21 protein-coding genes are annotated in these 20,721 nt (G+C 59.4%); 14 read left to right on the top strand and 7 right to left on the bottom strand.

Annotated elements, in window-relative coordinates; genetic code table 11:
- Positions 1–39 precede the first annotated feature (39 nt).
- Entirely contained in the window at positions 40–1,428 is a 1,389-nt protein-coding gene (pmbA, locus tag B9Z44_RS11135) for a metalloprotease PmbA (RefSeq protein WP_108359131.1), read from the bottom strand.
- A 79-nt stretch (positions 1,429–1,507) separates the two neighbouring features.
- On the opposite strand from pmbA, the gene yjgA reads away from it, so the two are divergent.
- Positions 1,508–2,182 carry a ribosome biogenesis factor YjgA gene (yjgA, locus tag B9Z44_RS11130; protein ID WP_108402470.1) on the top strand — a complete coding sequence of 225 codons (675 nt, stop codon included), beginning with the start codon at positions 1,508–1,510 and terminating at the stop codon, positions 2,180–2,182.
- A gap of 8 nt (positions 2,183–2,190) precedes the next feature.
- Positions 2,191–2,811, top strand: coding sequence for a molybdopterin adenylyltransferase (gene mog, locus B9Z44_RS11125; RefSeq protein ID WP_108359133.1), 621 nt, complete (start codon positions 2,191–2,193; stop codon positions 2,809–2,811).
- 56 nt (positions 2,812–2,867) lie between these two features.
- Here mog and B9Z44_RS11120 read toward each other — a convergent pair whose 3' ends face one another.
- Genes B9Z44_RS11120 through B9Z44_RS11110 form a run of 3 tightly spaced genes read right to left on the bottom strand, consistent with a single transcriptional unit; the run spans position 2,868 to position 4,847 of the window.
- Positions 2,868–3,257, bottom strand: a complete 390-nt coding sequence (locus B9Z44_RS11120) for a hypothetical protein (RefSeq protein ID WP_108402469.1) — start codon at positions 3,255–3,257, stop codon at positions 2,868–2,870.
- 2 nt (positions 3,258–3,259) lie between these two features.
- Entirely contained in the window at positions 3,260–4,045 is a 786-nt protein-coding gene (gene cysE, locus B9Z44_RS11115; RefSeq protein WP_108359135.1) for a serine O-acetyltransferase, read from the bottom strand.
- 10 nt (positions 4,046–4,055) lie between these two features.
- Positions 4,056–4,847 (bottom strand): RNA methyltransferase, encoded by a 792-nt coding sequence (locus tag B9Z44_RS11110; protein ID WP_108402901.1) that lies wholly within the window; start codon positions 4,845–4,847, stop codon positions 4,056–4,058.
- A 103-nt stretch (positions 4,848–4,950) separates the two neighbouring features.
- On the opposite strand from B9Z44_RS11110, the gene B9Z44_RS11105 reads away from it, so the two are divergent.
- Genes B9Z44_RS11105 through B9Z44_RS11090 form a run of 4 tightly spaced genes read left to right on the top strand, consistent with a single transcriptional unit; the run spans position 4,951 to position 10,232 of the window.
- Positions 4,951–5,844, top strand: coding sequence for an inositol monophosphatase family protein (locus B9Z44_RS11105; protein WP_170108496.1), 894 nt, complete (start codon positions 4,951–4,953; stop codon positions 5,842–5,844).
- Positions 5,845–5,869: 25 nt separating this feature from the next.
- On the top strand, positions 5,870–8,584 hold the full coding sequence (gene mutS, locus B9Z44_RS11100; RefSeq protein WP_170108495.1) for a DNA mismatch repair protein MutS: 2,715 nt from the start codon (positions 5,870–5,872) through the stop codon (positions 8,582–8,584).
- Positions 8,581–9,408 (top strand): proteasome-type protease, encoded by an 828-nt coding sequence (locus B9Z44_RS11095; RefSeq protein WP_108359138.1) that lies wholly within the window; start codon positions 8,581–8,583, stop codon positions 9,406–9,408. The genes mutS and B9Z44_RS11095 overlap by 4 nt, the downstream gene beginning before the upstream one ends.
- 5 nt (positions 9,409–9,413) lie before the next feature.
- Complete coding sequence (locus B9Z44_RS11090) at positions 9,414–10,232, top strand: alpha/beta hydrolase (RefSeq protein WP_108402468.1); 819 nt, start codon at positions 9,414–9,416, stop codon at positions 10,230–10,232.
- 165 nt (positions 10,233–10,397) lie between these two features.
- On the opposite strand, the gene B9Z44_RS11085 is transcribed toward B9Z44_RS11090, so the two are convergent.
- Both B9Z44_RS11085 and B9Z44_RS11080 read right to left on the bottom strand, forming a co-directional pair.
- Positions 10,398–11,255, bottom strand: coding sequence for an undecaprenyl-diphosphate phosphatase (locus B9Z44_RS11085; protein WP_108402467.1), 858 nt, complete (start codon positions 11,253–11,255; stop codon positions 10,398–10,400).
- A 38-nt stretch (positions 11,256–11,293) separates the two neighbouring features.
- Positions 11,294–12,766, bottom strand: coding sequence for an RNB domain-containing ribonuclease (locus tag B9Z44_RS11080; RefSeq protein ID WP_108402899.1), 1,473 nt, complete (start codon positions 12,764–12,766; stop codon positions 11,294–11,296).
- A 45-nt stretch (positions 12,767–12,811) separates the two neighbouring features.
- Between B9Z44_RS11080 and B9Z44_RS11075 the strand changes: the two genes are divergently transcribed.
- From B9Z44_RS11075 to B9Z44_RS11060, 4 genes are read left to right on the top strand one after another with little or no spacing between them, the layout of a single operon-like run.
- Complete coding sequence (locus B9Z44_RS11075) at positions 12,812–14,044, top strand: efflux RND transporter periplasmic adaptor subunit (protein WP_233246887.1); 1,233 nt, start codon at positions 12,812–12,814, stop codon at positions 14,042–14,044.
- Positions 14,041–15,309 carry an ABC transporter permease gene (locus B9Z44_RS11070; protein ID WP_211308704.1) on the top strand — a complete coding sequence of 423 codons (1,269 nt, stop codon included), beginning with the start codon at positions 14,041–14,043 and terminating at the stop codon, positions 15,307–15,309. Before B9Z44_RS11075 ends, B9Z44_RS11070 begins: the two co-directional genes overlap by 4 nt.
- Positions 15,302–16,003, top strand: a complete 702-nt coding sequence (locus B9Z44_RS11065; protein ID WP_199220204.1) for an ABC transporter ATP-binding protein — start codon at positions 15,302–15,304, stop codon at positions 16,001–16,003. Before B9Z44_RS11070 ends, B9Z44_RS11065 begins: the two co-directional genes overlap by 8 nt.
- Before the next feature lie 28 nt (positions 16,004–16,031).
- A complete protein-coding gene (locus tag B9Z44_RS11060; protein ID WP_108402466.1) occupies positions 16,032–17,918 on the top strand; it encodes a glutamine--tRNA ligase/YqeY domain fusion protein in 1,887 nt (628 codons plus the stop codon).
- A gap of 9 nt (positions 17,919–17,927) precedes the next feature.
- Here the strand turns inward: B9Z44_RS11060 and B9Z44_RS11055 are convergent, their stop codons facing one another.
- On the bottom strand, positions 17,928–18,620 hold the full coding sequence (locus tag B9Z44_RS11055) for an SOS response-associated peptidase (RefSeq protein ID WP_108402465.1): 693 nt from the start codon (positions 18,618–18,620) through the stop codon (positions 17,928–17,930).
- Between the two features lie 78 nt (positions 18,621–18,698).
- Here B9Z44_RS11055 and B9Z44_RS11050 point away from each other — a divergent pair, with 78 nt between their 5' ends.
- The 4 genes from B9Z44_RS11050 to B9Z44_RS11035 all read left to right on the top strand — a co-directional run bounded on the left by B9Z44_RS11050 (position 18,699) and on the right by B9Z44_RS11035 (position 20,706).
- Positions 18,699–19,238: a pseudouridine synthase gene (locus B9Z44_RS11050; protein ID WP_108359146.1), complete on the top strand. Its 540-nt coding sequence runs from the start codon at positions 18,699–18,701 to the stop codon at positions 19,236–19,238.
- Between the two features lie 177 nt (positions 19,239–19,415).
- On the top strand, positions 19,416–19,697 hold the full coding sequence (locus B9Z44_RS11045; protein WP_108402464.1) for a hypothetical protein: 282 nt from the start codon (positions 19,416–19,418) through the stop codon (positions 19,695–19,697).
- 10 nt (positions 19,698–19,707) lie between these two features.
- Positions 19,708–20,013: a 2Fe-2S iron-sulfur cluster-binding protein gene (locus B9Z44_RS11040; RefSeq protein ID WP_108359148.1), complete on the top strand. Its 306-nt coding sequence runs from the start codon at positions 19,708–19,710 to the stop codon at positions 20,011–20,013.
- Between the two features lie 12 nt (positions 20,014–20,025).
- Entirely contained in the window at positions 20,026–20,706 is a 681-nt protein-coding gene (locus B9Z44_RS11035; protein WP_108359149.1) for an RluA family pseudouridine synthase, read from the top strand.
- Positions 20,707–20,721 lie beyond the last annotated feature (15 nt).

Genomic DNA, 20,721 nt, shown 5'->3' with positions numbered 1-20,721 from the left:
TCAGCAAACTACAAAACCAAAACGCAACGAGCAGAGCAATTAGCTGCCAGCAACCTTCATGCGATTGATCAGCACAGAACCAATCGTCTTGGCCCCCATCGTGTAAGCATCTGAACCAATGGCCTCGATACCTTGGAACATGTCTTTCATATTCCCAGCAATGGTGATCTCTTGCACTGGGTAAGCAATGCGCCCGTTCTCAACCCAAAAGCCGCTAGCGCCGCGTGAGTAGTCGCCCGTCACGTAGTTCACGCCCTGTCCCATCAGCTCAATCACAAACAAACCGGTGCCTAGCTTTTTCAGCATGGCATCCAAGTCATCTGCGCTTTGTGTGAGGCGTGAAGACATGACCAAGTTGTGCGAGCCGCCTGAGTTACCTGTGGTGGGCATACCCAGCTTGCGGGCGGTGTAGCTGCTGAGGAAATAGCCTTCCACGCGACCTGCATCCACCACGCGACGTGCGCGGACGGTCACGCCTTCGTCGTCAAACGGTGAGCTGCCTTTGCCGCGCATGACAAACGGGTCTTCGGAAATGTCGATGTGCTTGGGAAACACGCGTTTGCCTAACGAGTCGAGCAAGAACGTGCTCTTGCGGTACAACGCACCACCGCTCACGGCTTGCACAAAGCCGCCCAACAGGCCTGCAGCCACAGGCGCTTCAAACAACACAGGGCATTCAATCGTGGCAATCTTGCGTGACTTCAAACGGCTCAAGGCACGCTCAGCGGCGTAGCGACCGACAGACTCAGGCGAGGCCAATTCGTTCGCATCACGCATCGAGCTGTACCACGCGTCGCGCTGCATGCCGTCGCCCTTGCCTGCAATGGGGGCCACCGAAATGGTGTGGCGCGAGCTGGCATAGCCGCCGCGAAAACCGTGGGTGTGTGCGCTGAAAAAATGGCTTTGCTGCGCCGACACCGCCGCGCCTTCGCTGTTGGTAATACGTTTGTCGGTTTGCATGGCCGAGGCTTCGCAACGCAATGCGAGGGTGGCCGCGTCTGCGCTGGTGATGTTCCAAGGGTGGAACAAATCCAAATCGGGGTGGTATTTGGCAATGTCTTTTTCGTCAGGCAAGCCCGCCACTGGGTCTTCGGCAGTGAAGCGGGCAATGTCGTAGGCCGCTTGCACGGTGCGCTCAATCGCGGCTTGCGAGAAGTCCGAGGTGCTGGCGTTACCTCGGCGGTGGCCCAAGTACACCGTCACGCCGAGCGATTTGTCGCGGTTGCGCTCCACGTTTTCGAGTTCGCCTTTGCGCACCGACACGCTCAAACCGCAGCCCTCAGACGCATCGGCCCCCGCATCGGTGGCTCCCAGCTTTTTGGCGTGCTTCAAGGCGGCATCGACCAGCGACTCGAAGTGTTCGCGGCTGTAGCTGAAACCTTGGGCAGGCGTGTGGGAGGAGGCTTGAGTTTTGGAGGCTTTGGTCATATCGGCGGCTATGATACTTGTCACTGCGTTTGTCCTTTGTGTTGAAGGGCAAACCGACCTATTAAAAGCCCCCCAATTTATGTCACGTAAACCCAAAAAAGGTTACTTTGTCCGAGGCCAATTTGTGGCCGAAGGCAGCGAACTCGACCTCGAACTCAAAGCCGAACTCAAGGGCACTGAGGGCCTGAGCCGCACCGACCGCAAAAAAGACAGCGACGACCGCCAAGATTTGGGCGTCGAGTTGCTCACCCTGCGCGGCGAACTGATTGAGCGCCTGAACGCGCAAGGTCACATGACGGACCAGCTGCGCGAAGCGCTGGCCGAAGCCCGCCGCATCACCAACTTTGAAGGTAAGCGCCGTCAAATGCAGTACGTGGGCAAGCTCATGCGCAAGCTCAGCGAAGAGTCGATTGAAGCTGTCAAAGACGCGCTCAACGAGCAACGCATGGGCAGCACCAAAGACACCTTGGCCCTGCACTTGGCCGAAAGCTGGCGTGACCGCCTGCTGGCCGAGGACGCCACTTTGCAAGAGTGGATGAACGAACACCCCAGCACCGACAGCCAACAGCTGCGCGCACTGGTGCGCCAAGCCCGCAAGGACGACGCCACCACCAAAGCCGACATTGCCAAAGGTTTGTTGCCGCGCCAAAGCCGTGCGTACCGTGAGATTTTTCAGCTCATCAAAGAGCAGCTCAACCTCGCGGAAGACACGTTGCACACGCCCGAAGAAGACGAAGACACCTACAAACCGTAAACCAAGCCATGACAGACACCACCTTGCCCACCCCAGATGCCCGTTGCGACACCATCAAGGTCGGCATTGTGTCTATCAGCGACCGCGCCTCCAGCGGCACCTACGAAGACAAAGGCCTGCCCGCCCTGCGCGATTGGCTAGGCCATGCTTTGTACAACCCGATTGACTATGTCGAGCGCCTCATCCCCGATGAGCAAGCCACCATCAGCCAAACCCTGATTGCGCTGGTCGATGCCGGTTGCAACTTGGTGCTCACCACCGGCGGCACAGGCCCTGCCAAACGGGATGTGACACCCGAAGCCACTTTGGCCGTGGCCCACAAAGAAATGCCGGGCTTTGGCGAACAAATGCGCCAAGTGAGTTTGAAGTTTGTGCCCACCGCCATCCTGTCGCGCCAAGTGGCGGTGATTCGCGACGAGTGCCTGATCATCAACTTGCCCGGTCAACCCAAATCCATCCAAGAAACCTTGGGCGGTTTGAAAGACGCAGATGGCAAACAAGTGGTGGACGGCGTGTTTGCCGCGGTGCCCTATTGCATCGATTTGATTGGCGGCCCATACATGGAAACGCGCGACGCGTTTTGCAAAGGCTGGCGGCCTAAGACCGCTTTGAAATCCAAGCGCATTTGATGCGACGCATGCCTACCCAAAAACCCGCCAATCGATGTTGATCTAGGCGGGCTTTTTCATTCCTTCAGAGGTGCAGCACCGATTTTTTGCACCACAGGCTCTGAGCCAGACATGTCAAAGTAAATACCATCAAAAAACAACTTCACCATGGGCAAGTCTTTGCCCAATGCGGTGCGACTGGGCATGAACTGTAGAACCTCAAACACATAGTGGTTCAAGGTATCCACAAACTTGTCAAAGTGCGGCATCTCCACGTTAAGCATGGGCTTCACGACAATCGTCCACTGCCCCCTCACGATGGGATCTTCGGCAATCGTCGTTTCGCACACGATGTCACTGGTGAGCAAACCATATTGCTCTAAATCAAACGTGAACTGCCCTTCGAACGCAGCCACGGGGTTCAAAGTTGCCCAAAGGCGCTTGGGGTACACATTCAAAAAATGCATGGTCAATCCAACAGCTGGTTGATACGTGCTGCCTCAAAGTGCTCTTGTCGAGCAGCATCGGTCGGCACGCAATCGGGTTTGGCTTGACCTGAAGAGAGTTGCTCAATGGCTTTCCAGAGCAACGCAATTTGGTGCTCTTGTGACGTGGCGTTGTCAATCAGGCCACGCATGGCTTGGCTCACAGGGTCGTCGTTTTGCGTGACGCCATAAGCTGAGAAGCCCATCTTGGATGCGGCTTCTTCACGTTTGACCTCTTTGTGTTTTGCGTCGGTTTCAGCTTGGATGATGCGCGCGGGGTTACCCACAGCGGTCGCGCCAGCTGGCACGGGCTTGGTGACCACCGCGTTGCTGCCCACTTTGGCGCCGTCACCCACGGTGAAGCCGCCTAACACTTTGGCGCCCGCGCCAATCACCACGTCTTTGCCCAAGGTGGGATGACGCTTTTCGCCTTTGTAGAGCGAGGTACCACCCAAGGTCACGCCTTGGTAGATCGTGCAGCCATCACCAATTTCAGCCGTCTCGCCCACCACCACGCCCATGGCGTGGTCAAAAAACACGCGGTCACCAATTTTGGCGGCAGGGTGAATTTCAATGCCGGTGAACCAACGCGAGATGTGCGAAATAAAGCGCCCCAACCACTTAAGTCCCAGATTCCAGCAGCCGTGCGCCAAGCGGTGCAACAGCACCGCGTGCAAACCGGGGTAGCAAGTCAGCACTTCCCAGCGGCTTCGAGCGGCGGGGTCGCGGTCCAAAATGCATTGAACGTCAGAGCGTAGGCGTGAAAACATAGTGCTGTGATTATCGTTGCCCGTCAGCGCTCTTGTGAGAAGCCTGCGACATGGCCTTGGCGATACCGCGCAAGATGTGAATTTCCTCTTGCGTCACCTGGGCGCGGTTGAACAACTGGTTCAAGCGCGGCATGAGTTTCTTGGGCGCTTCTGGGTCTAAAAAGCCGATGTCGGTGAGCGACTGCTGCCAGTGGTCGAGCAAGCCTGCGAGTTGTTGGGCATCGGCTAAGGCTGTGGGTTCTTGCGTTGCGGGTGCGCTCGCAGAAGCAGAAGCAGCATCAACAGACGGCAACATCGTGGCAAGTCCGCCCAAAGCTTCCCGCCAGTCATACGCCAACACCTGCACCGCAGCCCCCAAATTCAAAGACCCAAACTTCGGGTCGGTCGGAATGCTCAGGCAGGTGTGACAGCGGTACACGTCTTCGTTGCGCATGCCAAAGCGCTCGGAGCCAAACAAAAAGCCCACGCGAAAGTCGTCGTTTTGGCTGTGCTCGGCGGCCAAGGCCGCAAAGTGTGGGCGTGGCTCTAGCGTGGGCGGACCAAAGTCGCGCGGCGTCATGGCGGTGGCGCACAGGTGGTGCAGACCCTCAATCGCTTCGTCCAAAGTCGCCACGACGCGGGCGTTGGCCAGCACATCCAAGGCACCGCTGGCACGCTGGATGGTCTCTTCGCGGCGCAGCACGTTGTCCCAACGGGGCGCGACCAGCACCAAATCGGTGAAACCCATCACCTTCATGGCGCGGGCCGTGGCCCCCACATTGCCGGCGTGGCTGGTGTTTATTAGGATGAAGCGGGTTTTCATAGGAGTTTTGTCAGTCTTCGCGCGTAAAATCTGCGCCATTGTCGCCGCCCGCATCGCCGGGCGTTCATCTTCGGCCTGTTTGGGCCAGCTCTTCACAAAATCTATGTCGTCCTCTTCTTCTGTACACCCCATGCTCAACGTGGCCGTCAAGGCTGCACGCGCCGCCGGCGCCATCATCAACCGCGCCGCGCTCGACGTGGAAGCGGTGCGTATTTCACAGAAGCAAGTGAACGACTTTGTGACTGAAGTTGACCAAAACAGCGAACGCGTCATCATCGAGACCCTCCTCACCGCCTACCCCGACCACGGCATCTTGGCCGAAGAGTCTGGCTCCACGCACGGCAACCCCAACGCAGACCACATCTGGATCATCGACCCGCTCGATGGCACGACCAACTTCATCCACGGCTTCCCCTACTACTGCGTGAGCATCGCCCTGCAAGTGCAAGGCCGCTTAGAGCAAGCCGTCATTTACGACCCCACACGCAACGACTTGTTCACTGCTACCAAAGGCCGTGGCGCGTTCATGAACGACCGCCGCATCCGCGTGAGCAAACGCACTCGCCTGGAAGAGTGTTTGCTCGCCACCGGCTTCCCGTTCCGCCCAGGTGACGACTTCAACAAATACCTCAGCCTCATGGGCGATGTGATGCAGCGCACGGCTGGCTTGCGCCGCCCCGGTGCTGCGGCGCTTGACTTGGCTTATGTGGCCGCAGGCTTCAGCGATGGCTTCTTTGAACTCGGCTTGAAGCCTTGGGACATGGCCGCAGGCGCATTGCTCATCACCGAAGCCGGTGGCTTGGTGAGCAACTTCACAGGCGAAGGCCCTTACCTGGAGCACGAAGAATGCTTGGCCGCCTCACCCCGCATTTACGCGCAGTTGGTGCCCATCACGCAAAAGTATTCCAAGTTTGCGGGCGTTGACGACAAGCGCGCCGCCAGCACGGCAGCCAAGACCTTGAGCGTGTCACGCGCTGCGCCAGACGCGCCTTTGTAAAAACATCTTTCTGGCAGGCACTGCGATGCGTGATTTGTCTGGGCACACCCCCATGATGCAGCAGTACTTGGGGCTCAAAGCTGACCACCCCGAGACGCTGCTGTTCTACCGCATGGGCGACTTTTACGAGTTGTTCTTTGCCGATGCAGAGAAGGTCACGCGCCTGCTCGACATCACGCTCACGCAGCGCGGTCAGTCCAACGGCGAGCCCGTGGTGATGGCCGGTGTGCCATTTCACTCGCTCGAAACCTACCTCTCACGTCTGATCAAGCTCGGTGAGTCCGTGGCGATTTGCGAGCAAGTGGGCGACGTGGCGACCAGCAAAGGCCCCGTCGAGCGCAAAGTGGTGCGCGTGGTCACGCCGGGCACGCTGACCGATAGCGCTTTGCTCAGCGACAAAACCGAAGCCTATGTATTGGCCATTCACCAGAGCGACCGCCATGGTTGCGGCTTGGCGTGGCTCAGCGTCACGCAAGGCTTGGTGCATTTGGCTGAGTGCGAGACAGCCGAGCTGCCTAACTGGATTGCCCGCGTGGCCCCCAGCGAAATCATTTACAGCGCCGAAGTTAGCCCCGCGTTTGAGCAACAGCTGAAAAACTTTTGCAGCAACCTTGGCCTGCCTGCCCAAGTGCGCCCCGCGTTTCAGTTTGATGCCGCTTTAGGTGGCCGCAAGCTGCTGGAACATTTGCAAGCCGCCTCACTCAATGCGTGGAACGCACAAGACGTGCTGCAAGCCCACGCCGCCGCCGCTGCGTTGCTGGCCTACGCCGAACACACCCAAGGCCGCGCGCTCACGCACGTGCACGGCGTGTACGTGGCGCGCAACGATGCGCTGATTGACCTGCCGCTCACCACCCGTCGCAACCTAGAGCTGACCCAAACATTGCGCGGCGAAGACTCGCCCACTTTGTTCTCGTTGCTCGACACCTGCATGACGGGCATGGGCAGCCGCCAGCTGAAAAACTGGCTGCTCTCACCCGAGCGTGACCGCAGCCAAGCCATGCACCGCTTGGCTGCTATTGAGGCGCTGCAAGACAACCGCACGCAAAGCTACAAAGTGCTACGCGACGCCCTCAAAGGCTCGGGCGATGTGCAGCGCATCAGCGCCCGCGTGTCGCTGCGCCAAGTGCGCCCACGCGAATTGGTGTCGCTGGGCCAAGCGCTGCAAAAGGCGTTGCGCATTCAGCCGCTGATTCCTATCGCCTCAGAAGCGAGGGCGGTGGAGCGCTCTGCGAAGGTCAAGGAGGAGCTCGCGCAGCGAGCGGGGGACACGCAGCAGAGCGCTCTGCCGCCCTCGCTTCTGCCGCCCACGCTTTTAGTGCACATAGCCCAAGACATGGGCGTGCCGCCCGAATGCGGTGCATTGCTGGAGCGCGCATTGCTGCCCGAGCCCGCCGTCTTGGTGCGCGATGGTGGCGTCATCGGCCACGGCTACGACGCTGACCTGGACGAGCTGCGCGCCATCCAAAACAACTGCGACGGCTTCTTGCTCGAACTCGAAGCCCGCGAACGCGAGCGCACCGGCATTGCCAACCTGCGCGTGCAGTTCAACAAAGTACACGGCTTTTACATCGAGGTCACGCAAGGCCAAATCGACAAAGTGCCGGCCGATTACACGCGCCGCCAAACCTTGAAAAACGCTGAGCGCTTCATCACGCCCGAGCTCAAGACCTTTGAAGACAAAGCGCTCAGCGCGCAAGAACGCGCTTTGGCTCGCGAGAAGTTTTTGTTCGAACAACTGCTGGACACCTTGCAGCAGTTCGTGCCCGCCCTCACCCGTTTGGCGCAAGCTGTGGCCACGCTCGACGCGCTGTGTGCCTTGGCCGAGCGCTCGCTCACGCTGGGCTGGTGTGCGCCTGAATTTGTGAAAACGCCGTGCATTGAAATCAGCCAAGGCCGCCACCCTGTGGTGGAAGCCCGCTTGGCCGAAACGCATGGCGTGGTGGCTGGCGGCGCGGCCAAAACCTTCATTGCCAACGACACCATGCTGGGCCACAAGCAACGCATGCAAGTCATCACCGGCCCCAACATGGGCGGTAAATCGACCTATATGCGCCAAGTGGCCATCATCGTGTTGCTGGCCAGCATGGGCAGCCATGTGCCCGCCACAGCGTGCCGCTTGGGCCCGATTGACGCCATCCACACCCGCATTGGCGCGGCTGACGACTTGGCCAACGCGCAATCGACCTTCATGCTGGAGATGACCGAGGCCGCGCAAATCTTGCACGCCGCCACGCCGCACAGCTTGGTGTTGATGGACGAGATTGGCCGCGGCACCTCCACCTTTGACGGCTTGGCCTTGGCCAGCGGCATTGCCACGCATTTGCACGACAAGACCCAAGCCTTCACGCTGTTTGCCACGCATTACTTTGAACTCACCGAGTTCCCTGCCAACCACCGCGCGGCGGTGAACGTGCACGTCAGCGCGGCCGAGAGCGGCGCGAGCATTGTGTTCTTGCACGAAATTCAGCCCGGCCCTGCCAGCCGCAGCTACGGTATTCAAGTGGCTCGCTTAGCTGGCATGCCTTCTGCTGTACTCAGTCATGCCCGCCATGCGCTGGCCTCGCTTGAAGCGGGAGCTGATGCATCGAAGGTACAAGTCGACCTCTTTGCCCCACCGCCGTTGCAAGACGATGTGGGCCCCAGCCCGCTGCAAGCCAAGCTGGCTGAGATCGACCCCGACAAACTCAGTCCACGCGATGCGTTGGACGCTCTGTACCAATTGAAGAAACTCTTATGACCTACTGCGTCGGTATCAAACTCAAAGCGGGCTTGGTGTTCTTGTCCGACTCGCGCACCAACGCGGGCCTCGACCAAATCAGCACCTTCCGCAAAATGATTGTTTACGAGAAGCCAGGCGATCGCTTCATGGTGCTGTTGTCGGCAGGCAATTTGTCCATCTCGCAATCGGTGCGTGAGATTTTGCAAATCGAGCAACTCAAAGACACACCCGAGAGCGAACCCATCACCATCTGGAACGCCAAGAGCATGTTTGATGCGGTGCGCGTCTTGGGTGCGGCCATTCGCCGTGTGCACGAGCGGGATGCTGCGGCCCTCAAAGCCTCGGGCGTGGACTTCAATGTGTCGCTCATCTTTGGCGGCCAAATTGCAGGCGAAGGCATGCGTTTGTTTCAGGTGTACTCACCCGGCAACTTCATCGAAGCCACGGCTGAAACGCCCTACTTCCAAATTGGCGAATCCAAATACGGCAAGCCCGTGCTCGACCGCGTGTTGCAGCCCGACACGCCTTTGAACGAGGCCGCCAAATGCGCCTTGGTGTCGATGGACTCCACCCTCAAATCCAACCTGTCGGTCGGCTTGCCGCTCGACATGGTGGTGTACGAAGCCGACAAGTTTGAAAGCGATAAGGTTGTTTGCATCGACGAGAACAACCCCTACTTTCAGATGATGCACAACACCTGGGGCGAAAAACTGCGCGAGGTGTTTGACAGCATCGAAGACCCGATGTGGAACGGCGGCGCAACCGCCACGCCTTTAATGCAACCCGCACAACGGGTGCAGGCCTTGAAGAAGATTCAAACCCCAGACGAAAAACTCATCTGAACGGCATGACACAACCGCTCATCGTTTTCTCGCACGGCAACAGTTTTCCAGCTTGCACCTACCGCGTCATGCTCGACGCCATTCGCGCGCGCGGTTTTCGCGTCGAGGCCGTGGACAAGTTTGGCCACGACCCGCGCTACCCCGTCACCGACAACTGGCCGCACTTGGTGCAGCAGCTCACCGACTTTGCCACGCCCTTGGCTACGCAAAACGGTCCTGTGTTTTTGGTGGGCCATTCATTGGGCGGCATCCTCAGCATGATGGTGGCCGCCAAGCACCCCGAGCTGGTGCGCGGCGTGGTGCTGCTGGACTCGCCCATGCTGGGTGGCTGGAAAGCCAAGCTACTCAAAGTGGGCAAGCGCGTGCCGGGTGCAGAAGCCTTTTCGCCTGCCGCCATCAGCCGCAAACGCCGCACCACCTGGGCGAGCGAAGCCGACGTGTTGGAACATTTTCAACACAAGAAAGTGTTTGCCAAATGGCACCCACAAGTGCTGCAAGACTATGTGAAATACGGCACGCACGACGAGCAAACCACACAAGGCACTCGCCGCGTGTTGAGCTTTGACCGTGATATCGAGAGCGCCATCTACAACGGCCTGCCCGACCACTTAGAAACCTACTTCAAACGCCACCCACTCAAATGCAAAGCCGCCCTGATCGGCGGCTTGCAATCGCGTGAATTGAAACAAGTCGGCTTAGATTTCAGCCGTCGCGTCACGCATGGGCGCGTGATGAAGATTGACGGCACGCATCTGTTTCCGATGGAGCATCCGTTGGTGGCGGCTGCGGCTGTGGAAACGGCGTTGCTCAACCTCATCGGTTAAATTTCGTTGGCTTTGCTCGGCTGATTCACGGCGACTCAGTGGGTTTGACTCTCTCCCCCTGCTCGCCGTAGCGTAAGGCGTGAGGCAGGCGCAGTGGCCGATTTCGGTAACCGCATGAGGCCACTGCGCCTGCCTCATGCCTTGTGCGAGCTCAGCAAGAAAAAATCAAGCAGCCCAAGTCACCATATCAGTCCAAGCCGTCACCAACACCACGATGCCAAACACAATGCGGTACCAAGCAAACGGCACAAAGCTGTGGCTGGCGATGTAGCGCAGCAACCAACGCACACAAATCCATGCGCTGATGAACGAGAACACCAAGCCCACGGCAAACACGGGCGCATCGGCCATGCTCAGCAGCGCACGCTCTTTGTAAAGGCTATAGGCGCCCGCACCAATGAGCGTAGGAATCGCCAAATAAAACGAAAAGTCAGTGGCCGCTTTGCGCGACAAGCCCAGCAACATGCCACCAATGATGGTCGCGCCACTGCGGCTGGTGCCGGGGATCATGGCCAAGCACTGCACCAAGCCCACTTTCAACGCGTCGAGCGGCGACATGGCTTCCACCGTTTCAATGCGCGCTGGCTCAACGGCTGGCTCTTCTTCACCCTCGGGCTTGGCACGGCCCCAGCCTTCGGCCCACAAGATGATGAAGCCACCGATGATGAAGGTGCTGGCCACCACGGTGGGCGTGAACAAATGCGCTTTGATGAACTTACCAAACACCAAGCCCAACACCACAGCAGGCACAAAGGCAATCAACACGTTCAACGCAAAGCGACGTGCCTCGACCTGCGTGGGCAAAGCCACCACAGTGCTGGCAATCTTTTGCCAGTAAACAATGATGACCGCGAAGATGGCCCCCGTCTGAATGGCGATGTCAAACACTTTCCCCTTCTCGTCGTCCATTCCCAGCAAAGCGCCAGCCAAGATGAGGTGGCCTGTGGATGAAATAGGCAAAAACTCGGTCAAACCTTCGACCACGCCCATCACGGCGGCTTTGAGCAACAAAACGATATCCATACAACTCCTTGAACTCTCGCAATTATCGAGGGTACAGCTCAACCCCAAGCCGCGAAGTCAATGAAGCCTTGTTCGACATTGGTGTGGATCAACTTCACACGCAAGAGCTCACCCACCTCATGGTCTGAGGTGTAGGACGTGAGCATGCCTTCAACCGGTGGCGAAAATACCCGCACCCATGTGCCGCTGGACGTTTTGCCCGTGACCACGGCCTCAAACACCTGACCGATGTGGCCCGCGAGCATCAGGGCGGATTCAGATTTGCGCATGCGGCGCTCCACTTTGCGTGCGGCATCTTCTTGCTGGGTGCAATGCAAGGCCAGCGACTCTAATTCGGCACTGCTGTAGGGGGCAGGTGCCCCCATCAACACGCTTTTGATCATGCGCTGGGTCACCAAATCGGGGTAGCGGCGGTTGGGTGCGGTGGAGTGGGTGTAGTCGCGCACGGACAAGCCAAAGTGGCCAATGGCTTCGCTGTTGGCGCGCTCCACCACATATTCACCCGAGCCCATGAGCTTGACGACGATCAATGACAAATCCGGAAAGCGCACAGGGTCCGCTTTGTGGCGCTTGGCCAAAAAGGTTTCTAAGGCGGACGAATCGGGCTCGGGCGGCAAATGTTCGTCATACGTGGCGGCCAAGGCCACGATGCGCTGCCAACGCTCTGGCGAGCGCACCACGCGGCGCAGCGAGGCGTGTCCGTGATGCGCCAAAAACTGGGCCGTGCAGGTGTTGGCCGCAATCATGAATTCTTCAATCAACTGACGCGCACGGTTTTGCACTTGCTGGCGAATCGCCACCACGCGCTCGCCTTCAAACACCGCATGGGGTTGCAAAGTTTCAAACTCCAAGGAGCCATGGGCATGCCGACGTGCACGCAGACTCTGAGCGACCGCGTCTTGCAACAGCAACTGCTCAGCCATGCCATGCACCGCTTGCGCCGGATCCGGTAAAGCTTCGTCGCCTTCAATCCAATCAGAAATCGCGTCGTAGGCCAGCTTGGCTTTGTTGTGAACCTTGGCGCGGTAGAGCTGGCTGTGGGTCACTTCGGCATTGGCATTGATGCACATCTCCACGACCACGGCCAAACGTTCTTGATGCGGGTTGAGCGAGGTGAGATCGGTGCACAAACGATCGGGCAGCATGGGGAAAATGCGCGTCGAGGTGTACACCGAAGTTGTGTTGTGTTTGGCGTGCGCATCCAGGGCAGAGCTTTTGGGCACCAACACATCCACATCGGCCACGGCCACCCACACCTTGGTTTGGCCATCCGCTTGTTTTTCTGCCACGGTGAGTTGGTCTAGGTCGCGAGAGTCATCGTTGTCGATGGAGCACCACAACCAAGCAGTCATGTCCACCACGCGCGGGTCGGTGTCTTGCCCGGCGTGCGCGATGGCCTTGAGTTCTTGCAAGGCCGCCCGAGAAAACTCGGGCTCTAAGCCACGCTCGATCATGGCTTGACCCGCAATCAATGACAAATCTGAACGACCGAGAAAGTGTTTGTACCCCATAGCACGAATGTAGCTGGTGGTGGCGGGCGTATCATGGGTTTTGCTATGTCTTTGATACAAAACCTACGCGTTTACCGCACCCAAATTCTCATCGCTTGCACCGTTTTAGGCTTGGCCGTTTGGCTAGGGCTGAACTTGTGGCTGGGGCCGAAAACGCCTGTGGCGATGGTGGTGCAGCGCGATTTTGTGCAAACCGTGGTGGCCAGCGGCCACATCGAAAGTCCACACCGCGTGGATTTGGGCGTGCAAATCACCGGCACCGTCAAGGCCGTGCCGGTGAACGAAGGCCAAACCGTGACGGCAGCACAACCGTTGATTCAGCTGGAAGACGCAGAGCTGGTGGCCAATGCGCGGCAAGCCGAGTCAGCCGTCGCCCAAGCCCAAGCCAAGCTGCGCCAGTTGCGCGAAGTGCAAGCCCCATTGGCCGAGCAAACCATGCGCCAAGCACAAGTCAACCAAGACACCGCTGCGCGCGCCTTGCAACGCACGCAAGAGTTATTCAGCAAAGGCTTCATCGGTCAAGCGGCCTTGGATGAGGCCACGCGTGCCGAACAGGTGATGCGCTCACAGCTCAAAATAACCCAGCAACAACTCAGCAGCACGCGTGCGGGTGGCAGCGACATGGCCGTGGCAGAGACCGCTTTGTCACAAGCCCAAGCGGGTGCCGAGCTGGCACGCGCCCGACTTCGCTACAGCCAAGTGCTGGCGCCAGCTGCGGGCACACTGATTGCGCGCAACGTCGAGCCTGGCGATGCCGTGCAAGCAGGCAAGGTGTTGATGGTGCTCTCGCCCGAGGGTGAAACGCAGGTGGTCGTGCAGATTGATGAGAAGCATTTGAACTTGCTCAAAGTGGGGCAAACCGCCTCGGTGTCGTCCGATGCTTACCCCGATCAACGCTTCACCGCCGAGCTGATGTACATCAACCCCGGCGTGGATGCCCAACGGGGCTCTGTGGAAGTCAAGCTGCGTGTGCCCCAGCCACCCGCGTATGTGCGGCAAGACATGACGGTGTCGGTTGACATTGAAGTCGCCAAGCGCAGCCAAGCCGTGCTGGTGCCCACCGAAGCCGTGCACAACTTAGACAGCCCTGAACCTTGGGTGATGAAGGTGGTCAACGGCAAAGCTGTTCGCACGTCGATCCGCCTTGGCCTACGCAGCCAAGGCATGTGCGAAGTGCTGGAGGGGCTGGTCGCCAATGACCAAGTGTTGGCCACGGCGGCTCTACCGGTGAACGACAAAGCCCGCGTGCGGCCTGTCTCCAACCTTGTGGCGAAATGAGCGACGACACACGCACGCCGCCCACCCTCCAGCCGCTGCCCCGCTGGATGCCGTTTGAATGGCTGGTGGCGCTGCGTTTTTTACGCGAAGGTCGCGTGCAAACCATCTTCATCATCGGCGGTGTGGCCATTGGGGTGGGCGTGATTGTGTTCATGTCGGCCTTGCTCAGCGGCTTGCAAACCAACTTTGTGAAACGTGTGTTGACGGGCCAAGCCCACATTCAACTGCTGCCTCCCAAAGAAACGGCACGCGCGCTGCGCGGGGCAGACCCTTTGACCGTCGAAGGCAGCATCGTGCAACCACCGCTGCAACGGCTCAAAAGCATTGACCAATGGCAAAGCGTGGCCGCACAAATACGTGCGTTGCCCGAGGTGAACGTGGTCTCGCCCGCTGCCAACGGCTCGGCCTTGGTGGTGCGGGGCGAGGCCAGCCGCGCCATCAACGTGGTGGGCATTGAGCCCGAGCTGTACTTTCGCATCGTGCCCATGCCAGAAAAAATAGTGCGCGGCACAGCACGCATCACCATCAACGACATCTTGATCGGCACCGAGTTGGCCAACGACTTGGGCGTCTCGGTGGGCGACAAACTGCGCGTCACCTCAGCCAGCGGCCATGCCAACACGCTGACCATCACCGGCATTTTTGACCTGGGCAACAAACCGGCCAACGCACGCACCACGATGATGGCACTGCGCTCCGCACAAAGTTTGCTGGGACTTCCAGGCGGTGTGTCGACCTTGGATGTCACCGTACACGATGTGTACAGCGCAGAGTTGGTGGCGCACCGCATCACCCAACTCACAGGCGTCGAAGCAGACAGCTGGATCAAAACCAACGAGCAATTTTTCACAGCCATCAGCGCACAAACCACGGCAAACACCGCCATTCGGGTGTTTGTGGGTTTGTCGGTGGCGTTTGGCATTGCCAGCGTGCTGGTGGTGTCTGTCGTTCAAAAATCGCGTGAGATTGGCATCTTGCGCGCCATGGGCATCACGCGTGAACAAATCTTGCGCATCTTTTTGCTGCAAGGCGGGCTGCTTGGCTTTGGGGGCGCGCTGGCGGGTTCGGCGCTGGGCTCGGCGGGGCTTGTGGTTTGGCAGCAAGCCCAACGCAACCCTGATGGCACGGTGATGTTTGCCGTGAGCTTTGAGCCCTTGATGTTTGCCATGGCCTTGTTGCTGGCCACCGCCACGGGGCTGATCGCCTCGTTTGCCCCAGCCATGCGCGCCGCTCGACTTGACCCAGTGAGTGCCATCCGTGGATAAACCCAACACGACTTCCGCTCCCCGAGTGGTGCACCTGCAAGATGTTTGCAAGTCATTCAATGTGGGCTTGCCCAATGAAATTGAAATACTGCACCACATCAATTTCAGTTTGTCTCGCGGTGAATTTTGTGCCGTGATGGGCCCCTCGGGCTCTGGCAAAAGCACCTTGCTCAACATCATCGGCTTGCTGGACCGCCCGACTCACGGCCAACTGGCCATCACGGGGGAAGAAACCACAGGCCTGGACGACCAAGCCCTCACCCGCTTGCGCGGCCATGCGATTGGGTTTGTGTTTCAACACCACCACTTGCTCAACGCCTTCACTGCGCTTGAAAACGTGATGATGCCCTTGCTGGGCGCAGCAGGCTTTCCCAATGCCAGCATCGAAGCCCGCGCCGCCGAACTGCTGGACAGCGTGGGCCTGAGTGCCTTTGCCACCCAGCCCTCCGGCAGCTTATCGGGCGGCCAACAACAACGCGTGGCCGTGGCACGTGCGCTGGCCATGAACCCCGCCCTGCTGCTGGCAGATGAACCCACCGGCAACCTAGACAGCAAAAGCGCCGACGCCGTGTTTGACCTGCTGCGCCGCGTCAGCCGCGAGCAAGGCACGACGGTTCTGTTTGTCACCCACAACCCCGAGTTAGCAACGCGTTGTGACAAAACCATTCAGGTGGTGGATGGGCGGGTGATTTAAGGCCACTGGCCCCGCCTAAAATCACGACATGACGAAACCCGCCAACCCCGCGACAGAACAAGACCACAAGCCCAGCAACTTTTTGCGCCAAATCATCGAGAACGATTTGGCCCAAGGCACTTACGCCAGCCGCCGCTGGGCGGGCAGCCCCGGCGACGCCGCGCACCACGCCAAAGGCGAGCCCGACCCGGCCAAGATCCGCACCCGCTTTCCGCCCGAGCCCAACGGCTACCTGCACGTGGGCCACGCCAAAAGCATCTGCATCAACTTCGGTCTCGCCAAAGAATACGGCGGCGTGTGCCACCTGCGCTTTGACGACACGAACCCAGAAAAAGAAGACACCGAATACGTCAACAGCATCATCGACGCGGTGAAGTGGTTGGGCTTTGACTGGGCCCAGCTCGGGCAAGCACAAGGCGCAGCCGCATCCCAGGACTGCGGCGCTGCGCCCTACCAAGCCAGCGACTACTTCGACTTCATGTACCGCGCCGCCGAAGCGCTGATCGAAGCCGGCCACGCCTATGTGGACGAACAAAGCGCGGAAGACATGCGCGCCAACCGAGGCGACTTTGGCAAGCCCGGCGTGGACAGCCCCTTCCGTACCCGCACGGTTGAACAGAACCGGACGCGATTCCGCGAAATGCGCGACGGCAAGCTGGCCGACGGCGCCGCCGTGCTGCGCGCCAAGATCGACATGGCTTCGCCCAACATCAACCTGCGCGACCCGGCCATCTACCGCATCCGCCGCGCCACCCACCACCACACGGGCGACACCTGGTGCATCTACCCGATGTACACCTTTGCCCACCCCATCGAAGACGCGCTGGAGCAAATCACCCACAGCATCTGCACGCTGGAGTTTGAAGACCAGCGCCCGTTTTACGACTGGCTGATGGAGCGCCTGTGCGAATGCAAGCTGCTGGCCGCGCCCAGCCCCAAACAATACGAATTTGCCCGCCTCAACCTCACTTACGTCATCACCAGCAAACGCAAGCTGGCGCAACTGGTCAACGAAGGCAAAGTCAGCGGCTGGGACGACCCGCGTATGCCGACCATCGTGGGCCTGCGCCGCCGAGGCTACACCCCGACAAGCCTGCGCCTGTTTGCCGACCGCATTGGCGTGACCAAGAGCGACAGCTGGATTGACTATTCCACGCTCGAAGGCTGCCTGCGCGAAGACTTAGAAAACACCGCACACCGCGCCATGGCTGTGCTGGACCCCGTCAAACTCGTGCTCACCAACTGGGACGAGGTGATGGGTGCGGGCCACCTAGAGCCTTGCACGCAACCTGCGCTGCCCCCAGCACCGCAAGGTGCTTCGCAAGGCCCTGAAGAAGGCTCAGTGCCCACGCGCCATTTCAAAATTGGCAAAGAAGTGTGGATTGAGCGCGATGACTTTTTAGAAGAACCGCCCAAGGGCTACAAACGTCTTTATCCGCCCCGGGCAGGCGCGGATGGCCAAATGCTTCCCGGCAACAAAGTGCGCCTCAAAGGCGGCTACGTCATCGAGTGCACGGGCTGTACGAAAGACGCGAATGGTGTGATCAGCGAAGTGCAAGCCACCGTCATCCCCGACACCAAGAGCGGCACGCCCGGCAGCGCCACCGTCAAAGCCAGCGCCGCCATCACCTGGGTGGGCGTGAGCGATGGGTTGCAGGCCGAAGTGCGCTTGTATGACCGCTTGTTCGCCGACGCACAACCCGACGCAGGCGGCAAAGACTTCCTTGCAGCCCTCAACCCCGACAGCCTGAAAGTGGTGACCGCGTATGTGGAGCCGTCACTGGCCAACGTGCCCGCAGGTGCCCACTTTCAGTTTGAACGCCACGGCTACTTCGTGACCGACCGCGTGGACCATGCGGGGGGCAAGTTGGTGTTTAACAAGATCACGGGGCTCAAGGACAGTTGGGCCAAATAAGGTCTAGGCTTACTTTTTCTCGACCGGATTCGCCGTCAACAACTGAGCCGAGTAAGCGCGCATGAATTCACGCGCTTTCTCAGGCTTGGTATTGAGCCACGCGTCATACGCGCCCTCGCCCAAGATGACGGGCATGCGTTTTTCATTGCCGTTTTGTTGGTAGCGGTGCAGCAAGGCGTGGCTGTTGGCGTTCACTGTCAGCAGCGTGAAGCTGATGATTTCTGCACCGTCTTTGGCCCAACGCTCCCAAATGCCCGCCACGCCCATGGGCTTGCCGTCCACTCGGGTGATGCGCGTGGGCACGGCTTTGCCGCTGCGCCAGTCGTCTTCAAAGAACGCCATCATGGGCACGATGCAGCGCTGGCCTGCCAGCCATGCGTCGCGAAAGTTCTTGGACGTGGTGACAGTTTCAGAGCGGGCATTGACCATCTTGGTGGAACGCAGTTTGGCGTCAGATGCCGACTTGACCCACTGGGGTACAAAGCCAAATTGGCCCACGCCAAGTTCGCGCACCGGCGCTGCAAGCGCCTTTTCATCTGGCGAGGCATCAGGTGCAGCGCCTTCAACCGCAGGCGCATTGCGCACAAACACGCCCAATTTGCGCGGCCACAGGTCGCGCTCAAAGGCAATTCCGGGGGCTGCCACATCAAAGGCATCGGGATACATCGCGGCGTTTTGCACGCTTTCAAAATGGGCAGTCATGCGTCCATGGTAGCCGCGTGCACCAAAGCACAGCCCCGAGGCTGATACGCTCTAGCCTTCGTTCGCTTTTCATGTGCCATGCTGATTCGTTTTAACAAGCCCTACGGCGTGCTGAGCCAGTTCACCCCCGAGGGGAAATGGCGCGGCCTGAAAGATTTCATCACCCTGCCCGGCGTGTATGTGGCCGGCCGCTTAGACGCCGACAGCGAAGGCTTGCTGCTGCTCACCGACGATGGCCAACTGCAAGCCCGCATTGCCGATCCGCGCTTCAAGATGGAGAAGACCTACCTCACGCAAGTCGAAGGCATTGCCGACGACGCCGCGCTGCAAGCCCTGTGCAGTGGCGTGATGCTCAACGACGGCATGACCCTGCCCGCTCGCGCACGTGCCGCAGAAGCCCCCGCCTACCTGTGGGAGCGCGACCCACCGATTCGCGTGCGTCAAACCAAACCCACTTCATGGATAGAGCTCACCATCCGCGAAGGCCGCAACCGCCAAGTACGCCGCATGACTGCCGCCGTAGGCCTGCCCACGCTGCGCTTGGTACGCACCCACATCGGGCCATACAGCGTGCAAGATTTGCCGCTGGGTACATGGCAAGAGACTGAATTACCATGACCGCATCTCAATCCGAGATAACTACAACGAAGGTGATATGGCCAAAGGCGAACAACACAGCAAAAAAATGACAAAGAAGCCTAAAAAGGACACGTCACCTCCCAAGACTTCCGTCTCGGACCGTCCCAACCCACCCACGACTTACGTCGCACCACGCGGCAAAATCAAACCCAAGTAATGTCTGCCACCGTTGCTCTCGCTAACCTTCGTATGGCACTGACCGATTTGCGCAGCAACGCGCTGACGGGCCGTGCGTTCATTCAAACCGCACGCGCGCAGCAGGCTTTATTCAAAGCACTGCCGCCTCAGTTTGAAGAGGTGTGGCTAGGGCTGGTGGATCGGCTGGAATCGAGCGCTTTGTTCAGCGAAGAAAGCTGCTCATTCAGCCAAACCGGTTTGCTAGACAACCTCGCGCTGGTGCTGGACAAAGCGGAAGCGAAATTGACCGCCTCGAATTAACCACCTAAGCATGACTGCCCCAGAGAATTTTGAAATCTTCACCGTGAAGGTGGAGCCCGCTGGCCTGCAATACGACGTCGAGGGTGACCTTACCCTGCTCGAAGCCGCCGAGCTGTCACGCATCGAGCTGCCCAGCTCTTGCCGCAATGGCACCTGCCGCACCTGCGTGTGCCGCCTCGTGAGTGGTGAAGTGACCTACACCATCGAGTGGCCAGGCCTGAGCGCCGAAGAAAAAGCCGAAGGCTATGTGCTGCCCTGCGTGGCTCGCCCTACCACAAATGTGGTGCTAGAGCAAACACAGGCTCGCGCCACATAAACGCAACGCAACATGAATCCGATTTACGAAGACGAACACCTGCTGGTGTTTGAAAAACCCAGCGGCCTGCTGTCTGTGCCAGGCCGTGGGCCTGAGAAGCAAGACTGCCTGTCCAAGCGCGTACAAGACATTTACACCGACGCGCTGGTGGTGCACCGCCTCGACCAAGACACCTCGGGCCTCATCGTGATGGCGCGTGGCATCGAGGCGCAGCGCCGGATCAGCCGTTTGTTTGAAACCCGCCAGGTGAGCAAGCGCTACATGGCGGTGGTGGCGGGCAACCCGCTGATCACCCAAGCGCATGTGCCGACCAACGAAGAAGGCTGGCGCGCCATTGAGGGCAACATCATGCTCGACTGGGAGCGTCGCCCCATTCACATCATTCACCCCGACGGCAAGCCCAGCCTGAGCCTGTGGCGCATGGTGCAAGCAGGCGACACCGCCAGCTTGATTGAGCTAGAGCCCTTCACGGGCCGCACACATCAGCTGCGTGTGCACATGCAAAGCTTGGGGCACCCCATGTTGGGCGATTCACTGTACGCGCCGCCCGACATCTTGGCGCTCACGCCGCGTCTGATGCTGCACGCACAAGACATCGGGTTTCCCCACCCTTTTACCGAAGAACCGCTGCTTTTCACCGCTCCCGTGGCGTGGTCTGCGGCAAACCCCTATGTTTTAGGGCTTTCGGCGTAAGACATCTGTAGTCCA

The organism is Limnohabitans curvus (assembly GCF_003063475.1).
Taxonomy (GTDB): Bacteria; Pseudomonadota; Gammaproteobacteria; order Burkholderiales; family Burkholderiaceae_C; genus Limnohabitans; species Limnohabitans curvus.
Note: the sequence above shows the minus strand (reverse complement) of the source record. Positions and strands in the feature narration are given on the sequence as shown.

Excerpts from the sequence above, each read along its gene's own strand:
- mutS (WP_170108495.1), top strand. The coding sequence starts at position 5,870 with ATGCGTGATTTGTCTGGGCACACCCCCATGATGCAGCAGTACTTGGGG.
- yjgA (WP_108402470.1), top strand. The coding sequence starts at position 1,508 with ATGTCACGTAAACCCAAAAAAGGTTACTTTGTCCGAGGCCAATTTGTG.
- B9Z44_RS11105 (WP_170108496.1), top strand. The coding sequence starts at position 4,951 with ATGTCGTCCTCTTCTTCTGTACACCCCATGCTCAACGTGGCCGTCAAG.
- cysE (WP_108359135.1), bottom strand. The coding sequence starts at position 4,045 with ATGTTTTCACGCCTACGCTCTGACGTTCAATGCATTTTGGACCGCGAC.
- B9Z44_RS11080 (WP_108402899.1), bottom strand. The coding sequence starts at position 12,766 with ATGGGGTACAAACACTTTCTCGGTCGTTCAGATTTGTCATTGATTGCG.
- B9Z44_RS11055 (WP_108402465.1), bottom strand. The coding sequence starts at position 18,620 with ATGACTGCCCATTTTGAAAGCGTGCAAAACGCCGCGATGTATCCCGAT.
- B9Z44_RS11035 (WP_108359149.1), top strand. The coding sequence starts at position 20,026 with ATGAATCCGATTTACGAAGACGAACACCTGCTGGTGTTTGAAAAACCC.
- B9Z44_RS11060 (WP_108402466.1), top strand. The coding sequence starts at position 16,032 with ATGACGAAACCCGCCAACCCCGCGACAGAACAAGACCACAAGCCCAGC.
- mog (WP_108359133.1), top strand. The coding sequence starts at position 2,191 with ATGACAGACACCACCTTGCCCACCCCAGATGCCCGTTGCGACACCATC.
- B9Z44_RS11120 (WP_108402469.1), bottom strand. The coding sequence starts at position 3,257 with ATGCATTTTTTGAATGTGTACCCCAAGCGCCTTTGGGCAACTTTGAAC.
- B9Z44_RS11075 (WP_233246887.1), top strand. The coding sequence starts at position 12,812 with ATGTCTTTGATACAAAACCTACGCGTTTACCGCACCCAAATTCTCATC.
- B9Z44_RS11040 (WP_108359148.1), top strand. The coding sequence starts at position 19,708 with ATGACTGCCCCAGAGAATTTTGAAATCTTCACCGTGAAGGTGGAGCCC.
- B9Z44_RS11090 (WP_108402468.1), top strand. The coding sequence starts at position 9,414 with ATGACACAACCGCTCATCGTTTTCTCGCACGGCAACAGTTTTCCAGCT.
- B9Z44_RS11070 (WP_211308704.1), top strand. The coding sequence starts at position 14,041 with ATGAGCGACGACACACGCACGCCGCCCACCCTCCAGCCGCTGCCCCGC.
- B9Z44_RS11085 (WP_108402467.1), bottom strand. The coding sequence starts at position 11,255 with ATGGATATCGTTTTGTTGCTCAAAGCCGCCGTGATGGGCGTGGTCGAA.
- B9Z44_RS11110 (WP_108402901.1), bottom strand. The coding sequence starts at position 4,847 with ATGAAAACCCGCTTCATCCTAATAAACACCAGCCACGCCGGCAATGTG.
- B9Z44_RS11050 (WP_108359146.1), top strand. The coding sequence starts at position 18,699 with ATGCTGATTCGTTTTAACAAGCCCTACGGCGTGCTGAGCCAGTTCACC.
- B9Z44_RS11095 (WP_108359138.1), top strand. The coding sequence starts at position 8,581 with ATGACCTACTGCGTCGGTATCAAACTCAAAGCGGGCTTGGTGTTCTTG.
- B9Z44_RS11045 (WP_108402464.1), top strand. The coding sequence starts at position 19,416 with ATGTCTGCCACCGTTGCTCTCGCTAACCTTCGTATGGCACTGACCGAT.
- pmbA (WP_108359131.1), bottom strand. The coding sequence starts at position 1,428 with ATGACCAAAGCCTCCAAAACTCAAGCCTCCTCCCACACGCCTGCCCAA.